13 protein-coding genes and 1 other RNA gene are annotated in these 12,885 nt (G+C 72.7%); 12 read left to right on the forward strand and 2 right to left on the reverse strand.

Features of this window, described 5'->3' with window-relative positions; translation table 11 throughout:
- Positions 1-5: 5 nt before the first annotated feature.
- The 11 genes from AC4H2S_RS06805 (at position 6) to AC4H2S_RS06855 (ending at position 11,279) form a co-directional block, all read left to right on the forward strand.
- On the forward strand, positions 6-704 hold the full coding sequence (locus AC4H2S_RS06805; protein ID WP_491496213.1) for an urease accessory protein UreF: 699 nt from the start codon (positions 6-8) through the stop codon (positions 702-704).
- Positions 705-746: 42 nt separating this feature from the next.
- The gene (gene ureG, locus AC4H2S_RS06810; RefSeq protein WP_491496214.1) at positions 747-1,382 is read left to right on the forward strand and encodes an urease accessory protein UreG; all 636 of its coding nucleotides are present in this window, start codon (positions 747-749) and stop codon (positions 1,380-1,382) included.
- Positions 1,349-2,389: an urease accessory protein UreD gene (locus AC4H2S_RS06815; RefSeq protein ID WP_491496215.1), complete on the forward strand. Its 1,041-nt coding sequence runs from the start codon at positions 1,349-1,351 to the stop codon at positions 2,387-2,389. Before ureG ends, AC4H2S_RS06815 begins: the two co-directional genes overlap by 34 nt.
- 81 nt (positions 2,390-2,470) lie before the next feature.
- A complete protein-coding gene (locus AC4H2S_RS06820; protein ID WP_491496216.1) occupies positions 2,471-3,400 on the forward strand; it encodes an urea transporter in 930 nt (309 codons plus the stop codon).
- A gap of 116 nt (positions 3,401-3,516) precedes the next feature.
- Positions 3,517-4,332, forward strand: a complete 816-nt coding sequence (locus AC4H2S_RS06825) for a hypothetical protein (RefSeq protein ID WP_491496217.1) — start codon at positions 3,517-3,519, stop codon at positions 4,330-4,332.
- A complete protein-coding gene (locus tag AC4H2S_RS06830) occupies positions 4,329-6,422 on the forward strand; it encodes a YhgE/Pip domain-containing protein (RefSeq protein WP_491496218.1) in 2,094 nt (697 codons plus the stop codon). The genes AC4H2S_RS06825 and AC4H2S_RS06830 overlap by 4 nt, the downstream gene beginning before the upstream one ends.
- 352 nt (positions 6,423-6,774) lie before the next feature.
- Positions 6,775-7,776, forward strand: coding sequence for an ROK family protein (locus tag AC4H2S_RS06835; protein ID WP_491496219.1), 1,002 nt, complete (start codon positions 6,775-6,777; stop codon positions 7,774-7,776).
- Between the two features lie 9 nt (positions 7,777-7,785).
- Complete coding sequence (locus AC4H2S_RS06840) at positions 7,786-9,180, forward strand: hemolysin family protein (RefSeq protein WP_491496220.1); 1,395 nt, start codon at positions 7,786-7,788, stop codon at positions 9,178-9,180.
- A 69-nt stretch (positions 9,181-9,249) separates the two neighbouring features.
- Positions 9,250-9,620: a transfer-messenger RNA gene (gene ssrA / locus AC4H2S_RS06845) on the forward strand.
- Positions 9,621-9,815: 195 nt separating this feature from the next.
- A complete protein-coding gene (locus AC4H2S_RS06850) occupies positions 9,816-10,490 on the forward strand; it encodes a DUF6629 family protein (RefSeq protein WP_491496221.1) in 675 nt (224 codons plus the stop codon).
- 126 nt (positions 10,491-10,616) lie between these two features.
- Entirely contained in the window at positions 10,617-11,279 is a 663-nt protein-coding gene (locus AC4H2S_RS06855) for a fasciclin domain-containing protein (protein ID WP_186340696.1), read from the forward strand.
- Positions 11,280-11,411: 132 nt separating this feature from the next.
- Here the strand turns inward: AC4H2S_RS06855 and AC4H2S_RS06860 are convergent, their stop codons facing one another.
- Entirely contained in the window at positions 11,412-11,861 is a 450-nt protein-coding gene (locus AC4H2S_RS06860) for a MarR family winged helix-turn-helix transcriptional regulator (protein WP_491496222.1), read from the reverse strand.
- 41 nt (positions 11,862-11,902) lie between these two features.
- On the opposite strand from AC4H2S_RS06860, the gene AC4H2S_RS06865 reads away from it, so the two are divergent.
- Positions 11,903-12,331: an organic hydroperoxide resistance protein gene (locus AC4H2S_RS06865; RefSeq protein ID WP_491496223.1), complete on the forward strand. Its 429-nt coding sequence runs from the start codon at positions 11,903-11,905 to the stop codon at positions 12,329-12,331.
- Positions 12,332-12,361: 30 nt separating this feature from the next.
- Here the strand turns inward: AC4H2S_RS06865 and AC4H2S_RS06870 are convergent, their stop codons facing one another.
- Entirely contained in the window at positions 12,362-12,877 is a 516-nt protein-coding gene (locus AC4H2S_RS06870; RefSeq protein WP_491496224.1) for a putative immunity protein, read from the reverse strand.
- Between the last annotated feature and the right edge of the window lie 8 nt (positions 12,878-12,885).

Raw genomic sequence — 12,885 nt, forward strand, 5'->3', positions numbered from 1 at the left:
ACGCGATGACCTCCTCGACCGCGATCCGCGAGCTGCTGGTGAGCCTGCAGCTCTCGGACTCCGCCTTCCCCAGCGGCTTCTACACGATGTCGCACGGGCTGGAGGGGTTCGCCCAGGCCCACGCGGTCGAGCAGGACGGTCTCGAGGGCCTGTTGCGGGGGCTGCTCCTGCACTCGGTGGGTCCCGGCGACGCGACCGCCCTCGCCCGCGCCCACGAGGCGGTCGGGCAGGGGGACTGGGCGCGCGTGCGCCTCGTCGACCAGCTGCTGTTCGCGAGCAAGCTCAACGCCGAGCTGCGCCGGGCCTCGGTGCGCAGCGGTCACCAGGTCACCGACGTCGCGATGGCGGTGGTCGGCGGGCCGCACCTGCAGGAGTGGCAGCGCGCCGTCGCGGCCAAGGAGACGCCCGGGTGCCAGCCCGTCGCGACCGCGGTGGCCTACGCCGCTGCGGGCGTGCCCGTGGCCCAGGCCGTCGCCTCGGACCTGTCCTCCTTCGCGGTGAGCTTCCTCAGCGCGGCCCTGCGGCTCCGGCTCACCGAGTACAAGCACCTGCAGGTCCTGCTGCACGCCATGGGACCGGTCATCGCGCAGGTGAGCGCCGAGGCGGTCGAGCGGGACCTCGCGGACATGGGCGGGTGCGCTCCGATGACCGACGCGATGTCCGCGCAGCACGAGCGCGCGGAAGCACGACTGTTCGCCAGCTGAGGATCTCCCCAGCCGGCACGACGACGACAACGAGGTGGACGAATGAGCGAGAACGTGTTGCGGATCGGCATCGGCGGACCGGTGGGCTCGGGCAAGACGGCCCTGACGGAGGCACTCGTGCCCCGGCTCCTGGCTGCCGGCCGGCACCCCGCGGTCATCACGAACGACATCTACACCCAGGAGGACGCCCACCACGTGCGCCGCGAGCTCGACGGAGTGCTCGACCCCGACCGGGTCGTGGGGGTCGAGACGGGCGCCTGTCCCCACACCGCGGTCCGCGACGACCCGACGATGAACCTGGCCGCGGGTGCCGAGATGCTCGAGCGCCACCCCGAGGTCGACACGCTGATCTACGAGTCGGGCGGGGACAACCTGACGCTGACCTTCTCTCCGTCCCTGGCGGACGTCTTCGTCTTCGTCCTCGACACCTCCGAGGGGGAGAAGATGCCCCGCAAGCGCGGCCCGGGGATCACCGAGTCCGACATCCTGGTGATCAACAAGATCGACATCGCCCAGTACGTGCGGACCGACCTCGCCGTCATGGAGTCCGATGCCTGGCGGGTCCGCGACGACAAGCCCGTGGTCCTGACGAACTCCCTGACCGGCGAGGGGGTGGATCAGCTGCAGGACCTGATCCTCGCCGCGTGGGACAGGCGTCCCGTGGCGTCCTCGCGATGAACACCTCGCTCCTGCGCGAGCGGGACCCGGTCCCCTCCAGCACCGTGGCGCTGCCGACGGCACGCTATGGCGGGCCGCGTCTCGACCCGGCGTACTACGAGCCGGACCGGGTGCCCGAGATCGTCGCGCGCTACGCCGGGGGGATCGACACCCTGCCCGCCGGCAGTCCCGGGAAGGTCGGCCTGCTCGAGCTGGAGTTCGCCTGCACGCCGCGCGGGACCGAGCTGGTGCAGCACTACCAGAAGGCGCCGTTGCAGATCATGCGCCCGCTCTACTACGACCCGGCCCGTCCGGACATGCCCTACACCTACCTGATGGCCACCGGCGCGGGTGTCATGCAGGGCGACCGGTTGCGCACCGATCTCGTCTTCGGCCCGGGAACGTCCGCGCACGTGACGACCTCGGCCTGGACCAAGGTGCTGCGCATGCAGCACGACTACGCGGTTGCCCAGGTCAACATCTCGGTCGGCGAGGACGCCTACGTGGAGTACCTCCCCGACCCGGTGATCCTGTTCGCCGACGCGCGCCTCTACCAGCGCACCCGGTTGACACTGCCCGCGTCGGCGACGGTCATCGTGGGCGAGACCCTCGTGGCCGGGCGACTGGCCCACGACGAGCGCCACCTCTACTCGGCGCTCGCCTCCGACTTCGAGGTCTGCCGGCCCGACGGCACCATCGTGGCGCTCGACCGGGTGCGGCTCGCTCCCGCCGACGGGGCGACCGGCGACCTCGCCGTCCTCGACGACCACGACGTCCTGTCCATGCTCTACGTCCTCACCTCGCAGGCTCCGGTGGCCGAGGTCACCGAGCTGCTCCACAGCGCGCTGGCCCCGTCGACCACAGGTGGGGTGGTCTTCGGGGTCAGCGCCCTCCCCGATGACGCGGGCGTCTGGGTGCGGCTCCTCGGCGACGACACCCGCTCGGTCGGCGCCGCGACGACGCTCGCCTGGCAGTCGCTGCGACGACTGCTGACCGGCGGCACGGCCCCGACCATCCGCAAGACCTGACCGCACCTGCCCCAGCGCAGCGCGTTGCGGGTCGACCGGCGCTCCACCCGACGTACCACCACCACGGACCAGGGAGCTGACATGACAACACCTCGAACGGCCACGACGGCTGCGCCCAGCACGTGGCTCACCTGGGAGGTCGTGCCCCGCGGGGTGTCGGAGATCTTCTTCCAGAGCAACACCTGGACCGGCCTGCTGATCCTGGCGGCGTTCGTGGTCGCGGACTGGCAGATGGCCCTGCTCGCTCTGATCGGCGCGATCTGCTCCACGCTCGGCGGCGCGCTCATGCGGGGGAAGGCCGACGACCTCAAGATCGGCATGCACGGCTTCAACGGCACCCTCGTGGGCGCCGCGCTCTACACCGCGCTCGGCGTGCAGGTCTGGACCTACGTGCTGACGGTCGTCGGCGCCCTGGCCTGTGCTCCGGTCACCTGGTTCTTCGGGTGGCTCTTCGCGACCCCGGCCCTGTCACGGTTCAGCCTGCCCTCGACCACGGCGCCCTTCTGCACCGTGGCGGGCATCCTCTACATCGCCACGACGAGCATCCACGAGACCTCGGCGCCCAACCACGTGGTCGACGAGTCGGCCGGATCGCTGCTGCGCTCGCTGTTGACCAACGTCTCCGAGGTGGTGCTCATCAACAACGTGTGGGCGGGGGCGCTGATCCTGCTGGGGCTCTTCATCGCGTCGTGGAAGGTCGGCCTGGCTGCCGTCATGGGAAGCGTCATCGGCACCCTGTGCGCGCTGGGGCTGGGGGAGAGCGCGGAGACGATCGTGGAGGGGCTCGCCGGATACTCCGGCGTCCTGACCGCCATCGCCCTGGCCGTGGTCTTCCTCCGCAGCAGCGCTGCGTCGTGGGTCTACGGCGCCTTCGGCGCGGCCGTGACGGCACTGGTCACGCTCGGCATGACCAACCTGTCCAGCGAGCCCCACTACACGTGGCCCTACATCCTGACGACCTGGGTCCTGCTGGTGATCGCCTCGTTCATCCCGGCACTGAAGCGACCGTGAGCACCTCGAACGGGGTGGCCTCTCCCGACCCGGATCGGGGTGTGCCACCCCAGACCCGACCCCCCACCCATCCCCAGCCACACTCCCACCGCAGGGCCGATCACCCCGGGCAGACGATGCGCCTCGAGCTCGACCAGGTGCACGTGATGGGGCGTCGCGGGCGCCTGCTGGAGATCGACCACCTCGCCGTCAGCACCGGCGAGTGCGTCCTCGTGGCGGGCGAGCCGGGGCAGGGCCACTCCGCGCTCGCGCTGGCCACGACCGGCCGTCTCGTGCCCACGGGCGGCTCCGTCCGGCTGGTCACCGACGACGGCACCGGGAGCGACGACATGGCAGAGCTGCGGCGGATCACGGCCGTGGTCGACCTGCCCGGCGTCTCCGAGCCCGACGACGTGATGCCCGTCGAGACCGTCGCCGCAGAGGACCTCGCCCTGGCCGGTCACGACTCCACGTCCGGTGCGGTGCACACGTGGCTGGAGCAGCACGCGCTCGAGGGGTTCGAGGACCACCGGGTCGACGCCGTCGAGGGGGTCGTCCGCACGGCGTTGCTCACCGGGCTCGCGGCGGAGCGTCCCGACGTCCGGTTCCTGGTGATGACGCTGCCCGACCGGCACGGCGGCGAGGCGTACGGGTGGTGGGGCCTCGCGACGTCCTACGCCGCCCTCGGCTACGGCGTGCTCGTGCAGTGCAACAGGTCGTCGGCGCGCGACCTCGGCGCCGACCTCCCCCCGGCGCGCGGGGGCCAGGCCCACCGGATCACGCCCGTCGAGGCGCTGCGCCTGATGCCGTCCGCCGGCACCGCCGGCGAGCTGGGCGACACCCGCACGGTGGTCTCCGAGGACCCGACCGAGACCCGCGTGCTCGAGGGCACTCCACCGCCCGACCGGGGTGACCCACCACCCCCACCGCAGGAGAGGAACGAAGGCCGATGATCGCCCTCCGTCTGGCCATCACCGAGCTGCGGCGCATCAGCGCAGGCACGCTCCCCAAGCTGGCCGTCCTCGCCCTCATCGTGATCCCCACGCTCTACGCCGGCCTCTACGTCTTCGCCAACAAGGACCCCTACGGCTCGCTCGACCGGGTGCCCGCCGCGCTGGTGGTGGAGGACCAGGGCGCCAGCCTCACCGACCCGGTCACCGGCAGCTCGGAGGAGGTCAACTACGGCCACCGGATCGCCGAGCGCCTCGTCGACGGCGACGGCGGGTTCGGCTGGGTCGAGACGAGCGCGAAGGAGGCGGACGAGGGGGTGCGGTCGGGTCGCTACGACGCCGCGCTGTACGTCGGCAGCGACTTCTCCGAGGACCTGACCTCCGTGGCCCGCTACGAGCCCCACCGGGCGAGCCTGCGCCTGGTGACCAACGACGCCAACAACTACATGGCCACCACCTTGGCCAAGACGGTCGTCGGCGACGTGCGCGACGAGATCGCCCGGGAGGTCGGCTCCACCTCGGCGAGCACGTTCATCCGCGGTCTCGACGAGGTGCACGTCGACCTGCAGAAGGGACTCAAGGGCGCGCGCAAGCTGGTGGCCGGCACCAAGCGGCTCAGCAAGGGCACCGACCGACTCGTCAGTGGCACCGACCGGCTCGCGTCCGGAGCCGCCAGGACGGCACGCGGTGCCAACCGCCTCGCCTCCGGCGCGGGCCGAGGGGCACAGGGCAGCGCCCAGCTCGCGAGCGGCGCGACGCAGCTGGCGGGCGGGCTGCGCACCCTGCGCCAGCGCACGGCCGCGCTGCCCGCCGACACCCAGCGGCTCGCCGCCGGTGCCCGCCAGGTGGCCGCGGGCAACGCGAAGGTGGCTGCCGTCGGCCGGGACGCCGCCGGCGCGGCCCGCGCGATCGCCCGCCAGCTCGCCGTGGCCCGCGGCGACGTGACGGCGATCGTGCAGCAGCTCGTGCGGCAGGGGCGGCTGACGCCCGCCGAGGCGGCCCGGCTGACGCGGGTCCTCGACGTCGCGCGAGCCGGTGTCGACGACGCCGTACGCACGGCCGAGGGCGCGGCGGGCAAGCTCGGCAAGCTGAGCTCGGGCGCCAACCAGGTGGCAGCCGGCGCCGGCAGGCTCGCCGGCGCCGCGCCGGCCCTCGCCCGCGGTGTGGCCACCGCGGCCGCCGGCGGCGACCGCGTCGCCTCCGGCAGCACGCGGCTCGCGGCCGGCTCCCGCACGCTGGCGAGCGGCGCCTCGACCCTCGCCTCCGGGACCGGCCAGGTCTCGTCCGGCGCCACCCGGCTGGCGAAGTCGAGCACCAAGCTCCGCAACGGCACCCAGCGGCTGGGGTCGGGCACGACCCGGCTCAAGGACGGCCTGCGCCGCGGGCTGAAGAAGGTGCCCGACCTCGACAAGGCGACCGGCAAGGAGACGGCGCGCACGATCGCCGACCCCGTCGAGCTGCAGGACGACACCCTCGCACCGGCGGGGTCGTACGGCGCCGGGCTCGCGCCGTTCTTCATGTCGCTGGGGCTGTGGATCGGCGCCTACATCCTGTTCCTGCTCGTGCGGCCGCTGTCGGCCCGCGCCCTCGCCGCCAACGGCCCACCCGGTCGCACCGCGCTCGGTGGGCTGCTCCCGCCGGTGACCGTCGGGATCTTCCAGGTCGCGGTGATGCTGCTCATCGTCCGCTTCGGCCTGCGCATCGTGCCCGACGAGCTGCTCGGCACGATCGCGCTGCTGCTGGTGGCGTCCATCGCGTTCGTGGCGATCATCCAGGCGCTCAACGCGTGGTTCGGCACCGTCGGCGAGTTCGCCGGGCTGGTGCTGATGCTCGTCCAGCTCGTGACGGCCGGTGGCACCTTCCCGTGGGAGACGATCCCCGAGCCGCTGCGCTCGCTGCACTGGCTGCTGCCGATGACCTACGCCGTCGACGGCCTGCGCCAGAGCCTCTACGGCGGCGAGGACTCCACGCTCGCCCGCGACCTCGCGGTGCTGGCCGCGGTCGGCCTGGTCGCCATGGCGGCGACGGCGTGGGCCGCCCACCGCCAGCGGGTGTGGACCCCCGAGCGGCTCCAGCCCGAGCTGGTGCTCTGACCCCCCGGCGTGGGCAGGCAGGGGCAGGGCAGGCAGGGGCAGGCAGGGGCAGGTAGGGGCAGGCAGGGGCAGGCAGGAAGGTCGAGTCGGCGCATCCTGACGTGCCCAGCCCGTCGAGTCGGCGCATCCTGACGCGCCCAGCCCGTCGAGTCGGCTCATCCTGACGTGCCCAGCCCGTCGAGTCGGCGCATCCTGACGCGCCCAGCCCGTCGAGTCGGCTCATCCTGACCCGGCGCCGTCTTGACGGGTGTGGCCTGGGTGCGCTGACCTACGCGCGGTGGACTGCCCGCGCCCCGCACCGTCCAGGAGACGGCGCCGCGAGGCGGGCGCCGGGAGGACCGGGGTGGACGCGGTGGGTACGAAGGCGAGCACGGACGCGGGCGCGGCGTCGGCGGCCCGCGCCGTGGGCCTCGACATCGGGGGCACGAAGACGCTCGGGGTCGTCCTCGCCGCCGACGGGTCGGTCCTGGCTCGAGCCAGGGCGGCGACGCGACCGGGGGGCGGCGGCGTCGTCGCGACCGCCGCGGGCGTGTACGACGACCTCGCGCGCGAGGTCGGTGGGCTGCCCGGCCGCGTCGGGGTGGGCGTCCCCGGCCTGGTGGACGCCGAGCGAGGGGTGGTGCGGCACGCGGTCAACCTCGGCGTCGACGGCGCCGACCTGCCGCTGCGCGACCTGCTCGCGGAGCGACTGGGCGTGGAGGTGGTCGTCGACAATGACGTCAACGCCGCCGCCCTGGCCGCGGGTGCGCTCGTCGGGGCCGACGACGTCGTCTACCTCAGCGTCGGCACGGGGCTCGCGGCGGGCGTGGTCATCGCCGGCCGGCTGCGTCGCGGCGCGCAGGCGGCCGCGGGCGAGGTCGGCCACCTGCCGGTCGACCCCGCCGGTGACCGGTGCGGCTGCGGTCAGACCGGCTGCCTGGAGACCATCGCGTCCGGCCGTGCGCTCGCCCGCGCCTGGCCGACGCCCGACGGCTGGCCGGCGGCGGCCGTCTTCGCGGCGGCGGCCGCGGGCGACCCGGCGGCCGTGGCCGTGCGCGACCGCTTCTGCTGGGGCGTCGCGAGCGCCGTGCGCGTCCTCGGCCTGACGATCGACCCCGAGCGGGTCGTGCTGGGCGGCGGCGTGGCCGAGCTGGGGGAGCTGCTTCGCGAGCAGGTGGTCCGCCAGCTGCACGCACTGGGGGAGGGCTCGCCGTTCCTCGCCTCGCTCGGCCTCGCCGACCGGCTCACCCTGGTGCCGTCCGGCCACCCCGTCGCCGCTGTCGGCGCCGCCATCCTGGCGGTTGGGCGTAGCCGGGTGGTCGTGGACGTCGTACGAGGCGCCGCGGGCTCGGCGGCGTCACGGGCCGCTCGATAGGTTGTGGCGGTGGAACCCGGCACCTGGATCGATGTCCTGCTCGTCCTCGCCTTCATCCTGGTGGGGGGCGTCTTCGCGGCCACCGAGATCGCGCTGGTCTCCCTGCGCTCCGGACAGGTCGAGCGCCTGGAGACGCAGGGCGGCCGCGGGCATGCGGTCGCCTCCCTGGCCCGTGACCCCAACCGGTTCCTGTCGGCGGTGCAGATCGGCGTGACCGTGGCGGGCTTCTTCTCCGCCGCCTTCGGCGCCTCGACGCTGGCGCCGTCGTTCGCGCCGGTCTTCGAGAGCCTCGGCGTCCCGGCGCCTGACACGGTGTCGCTGGTGGTCACCACCCTGGTGGTGTCCTACCTCTCCCTGGTGCTGGGCGAGCTGGTGCCCAAGCGCCTAGCGCTGCAGCGCTCGGTGGGGGTGGCCAAGCTGTTCGCGCCGCCGCTGGGCCGGTTCGCGACCGTGATGACCCCGGTCATCTGGCTGCTGTCGCTCTCCACCAACCTGCTCGTCCGGCTCCTCGGCGGCAACCCCGACGCGGCCGGCGACGAGGTCGACGAGGAGGAGCTGCGGATGATGATCTCCGGCCACGAGGACATCCCCGAGGGCGAACGCCGCCTCGTCCACGACGTCTTCGAGGCGGGCGACCGCTCGCTCAGCGAGGTGATGAAGCCGCGCGGCGACGTCGTCTTCCTCGCCGGCGACCTCACCCTCGCCGAGGCGGTGGCCGTGATCGTCGACCAGCCCTACACCCGCTACCCGGTGACCGGCGAGTCGTTCGACGAGGTGCTGGGCTACCTCCACCTGCGCGACGTGCTCGGCCGCGCCGACGACCGCTCCACCAGGGTGGCCGACATCGCGCGCGAGCTTCCGGTGCTGCCGCGCACCAACCGGGTGCTGCCCTCCATCGACCAGCTCCGCGACCTCGGCGCGCACATCGCCCTGGTCGTCGACGAGTACGGCGGCACCGACGGGATCGTCACCCTCGAGGACCTCATGGAGGAGCTCGTCGGCGAGATCCACGACGAGTACGACACCGACGCCGCCATCGCCGCGTCCGCCGACCCGGCCACCCTCGACGCGGGCATGACGATCGAGGAGTTCCGCGAGCGGACCGGGCTCGAGCTCGAGGACGGCCCCTACGAGACGGTCGCCGGCTACCTGCTGCACCGCCTGGCACGGATGGGCGAGGTGGGTGACTCCGTCCTCGTCGCCGGCCGCCCGCTGGAGGTCGTCGAGGTCGACGGCCACCGCATCACCCGCGTACGCCTCCACGCCCCGCCCGCCGGGCACCCGGACGCTGCCGACGACGGCTCGGCGCCGTCGCCGGACGAAGCCGGCGAGCGGCGTCCGGACGCGCACGCCGACGCGAACCTCGACTCCACCAGCGACGCCCAGGGCAGCCGGACGGAATAGCGTTCGCGCGCTGTCGGTTGTGACCAGTAGGCTGGGCCCGCGGGCTCGGGCCTGCTTGACAACACAAGAGGGGCTGATCGGTTTCGACTTGGGACGTTAGTTCCAGGGGAAGCGGGTCGAGAAGCCAGCGTCATCTCGTAAACGACCGCTGGAAAACCATAGTTGCCAACACCAATCGCAACGACTTCGCTCTCGCTGCCTGAGCAGTGATCGAAGGGTCTGACCGGGCACCCGTCTCCGTCCCGGATCCAGGCCTCATCTAGGGGACTTGCTGGTCACTCTCTGTCAGGAGGGGTGACCGGGACTTGATCCTGACTGGGCCTGTCGGCGACGTGTCTGTGCGAGCGCCGGGGCCGAGAAAAGCGACAACACTGACTGCACCCGGAGAAGACCTGGATCGACGCTCGAGGACCGGGGTTCGATTCCCCGCAGCTCCACTGAGGGGTCCTCGTAGAGACAACGCGAAGACTTCGCAGAGCAATCGGTCCCGATGGGTCACCCCATCGAGAGCCAGCCCTCTTGAACGAGAGCCGCTCCGACACCCGTCGGAGCGGCTCTCGTGCGTGATGCCCGCGCCGTTCGGCATGGGCACTGTGGCCCGTCACGGTGGGCGCTGGCCGGGATAGCGTCCGAGGGTGTGCTTCTCGGTAGGCGCTGATCTGACAGCGGGCGTGGTCCTCCTCCCCGTCGGTGTGTTCTGCCTGAGCGAGGTGCGCACGCTGCGCGAGGTGCCGTTCGCCTCGCTGCCGTTGCTCTTCGCGTTCCACCAGCTGACCGAGGCACTCGTCTGGCACAGTGCGTCCGACGTCGTCTCGCCCGGGGTCCAGCACGCCGCAGCGATGGCCTACGTCCTCTTCGCGTTCCCCGTCCTCCCGATCCTGGTGCCACTCGCGGTGCTGCTCCTCGAGCCCAAGGGACGCCGCCAACGGGTGACGCCGTTCGTCGCGCTCGGCGCGGTGGTCGCGGCCTACCTGCTCTGGGCGGTGCTCAGCGGCCCGCTCGTGGTCCGGGAGGAGGCGCACGCGCTGGTCTACGACGTCGGGCTCACCTGGGGGCCGATGTGGGCGGTGCTGTACGTCGTGGCGGTGATCGGTCCGTCGCTGCTGTCGGGCTACCCCTCCATCGTCGCCTTCGGGCTGCTCAACCTGGTCGGGCTCACGGTCGTCGCGGTCGTGTACGTCCAGGCCTTCGCATCGCTGTGGTGCGTGTACGCCGCGCTGACGTCCGCGCTGATCACCGTGCACATGGTGCTTCGCCGCCGGCTGTCCGACCTCCACCGCCTCGAGGGTCAGGCACTGGCGCCCGCCTGAGGCGGGGCCGACGTGGACGAGACAGAGAATTCCTGGGATTCGCCGGTCGCGGGTGCATCCGGTGGGCGGTGTGGCGTGGAGAAGGAAGTGACCGCAGATCGCGGTCACCCACGAGAGGACATGCCCATGAACGTGTTCCGCCGCACCACCGCAACTCTCGCTCTCGCCCTCACCACGGCACTGGTCGCCCCAGCTGCCGCCCACGCTGCCGGTTCCGGATCGGGGGGCGCCGGCGCCACGGGGACGAACAGCCTGGCGTCGGTGCTCACCGCCGACGGCAACCAGTTCGACCGCGACTGGTACGACTACGACATCGTCACCGAGGCGGTGCTGGCCGTGATCGCCGCGGACTCCGACGCCAACAGCCCCGTGCGCCTGCTCGCCGACGGGTCGGTGGCGCTGACCGCGTTCCTGCCCAACGACCGCGCGTTCCAGGTGCTCGTCAAGGACCTGACCGGGCGGTGGGTGCGCTCGGAGGCGGACGTGTTCGCCGCTGTCGCCAGCCTGGGCATCGACACGGTCGAGAACGTCCTGCTCTACCACGTCGTCCCGGGTGCCACCATCACGGCCCGCGACGCGCTCAGGTCCAACGGCGCCCAGCTGACCACGGCCCTCGGGCCCACGATCGGCGTCAAGGTGCCGAGCCGGTTCCTGCCGATCATCATCCTTCGTGACCAGGACCCCAACGACGTCGACCCGATCGTCAACCCGCTCGCCCTGGACATCAACCGGGGCAACGCGCAGATCGCCCACGGCATCACCTTCGTCCTGCGCCCGGCCGACCTGTGACGTGACAGGCCAGGCGTAGTCGAGCACGAGGGCCTCCGGCGCGGCGGGCCACCCCCACCCCCTGTCGCCGGAGGGCCTCGTCGCTACGCGCCGCCGGGATCTCGCCGCACCTCGTGCCCCGTCGCGGACGGGCTATGGCCGGGCGCCGGCCTCGAGCTCGCCGAGCAGCCGGTCGAGGAGCCGGCGCAGCGTACGGGCCTCGTCCTCGCTCATGTCGATGCCCTCCACCAGCTGCGCCGGTACGCCGGCCACCTCCGCCCGGAGGGCCAGGCCGCGCTCGGTGGGGGCGATGAGCACCCGCCGCTCGTCGAGGTGGTCGCGGGTGCGGGTGACGAGGCCGGCCTGCTCCATCCGCTTGAGCAGCGGCGTCAGGGTGCCCGAGTCGAGGTGCACCCGGGCGCCCAGCTCGCCCACCGTCAGTGGACCGTCGGCGTCCCACAGCGCGAGCAGGCAGAGGTACTGCGGGTACGTCAGGCCGGCGCCGGCCAGCAGCTCGCCGTAGCGCCGGGTGAGGGCCCGCGACGTCGCGTAGAGCGGCAGGCAGATCTGCTCGTCGAGCGCGAGCTGGGGGTAGTCGTCCACGACGTCGATGATACCGGTTGTGCAATTCAATTGTGCGCAATATGATCGAGCACATGGAAACTGTCTACACCGCAAGCGCCGTCGCCACGGGCGAGGGCCGCAACGGTCACGTCGAGTCCACCGACGGCCTGCTCGCCGTCGACGTCCGCATCCCCAAGGAGATGGGCGGCCCCGGCGGGGCCACCAACCCCGAGCAGCTGTTCGCGGCCGGCTACGCCGCGTGCTTCCACTCCGCGCTCCACGCGGTGGCCCGGGGCTCGGACGCCGACGTCTCGGAGTCAGAGGTCGTGGCCGACGTCTCGATCGGCGACAACGGCAAGGGCGGGTTCGGCCTCGCCGTCGCCCTCGAGGTCACCCTTCCCCGTGTCGAGCGCTCACTCGCCGAGGAGCTGGTCGAGAAGGCGCACCAGGTGTGCCCCTACTCCAACGCCACCCGCGGCAACATCGAGGTCACGCTCACCGTCGCCTGACGAGTCGAGCGGACGTTCGGGCGGGCGACGCTAGACGTCGAAGACGTTCCAGCAGATCGGGTTGCGACGTCGCTGGTCCTCGATCACCAGTGCGCGGACCTCGCCCGGGAGCCGGGCGTGCTGCCACCGACACTCGGCCATGCGCGCGGCCTCCTGGCGGTCGGGCCCCGCGGCCACCATGGCTGCCTTGATGGCGTAGGCCGCGGCGCCGAGATCGTGCTCGGGCACGTGCGCGACCACCGCCGCCTGCCCCGCGGCGTACGCAGCGAAGCGCGGCGCACCCACGAGCTCGCGAGCCGCTCCCATCGCGTGGCCGCCCGCGGCCCGCGTACGCATCATCGGCAGCTCTCCCCGGACCCAGGCGCGGGCGGCCTCGATCGCCTCGCGCGGCCGGGGGTCGTCCTCGCGAGCCTCCTCGAAGTGCGCCAGCACGTGCTCGGCGCACGCGGCGGCCCAGAGGGCGAGGTGGTGGTGGTCCTCGTCGCGCAGGGTCCCTCCGCGCCGGATCGTCATCAGGCGCGGGTCACGGACCTGCGGCAGGATCACGGGCTGAC

Source organism: Nocardioides sp. Z13_37, from assembly GCF_058355585.1.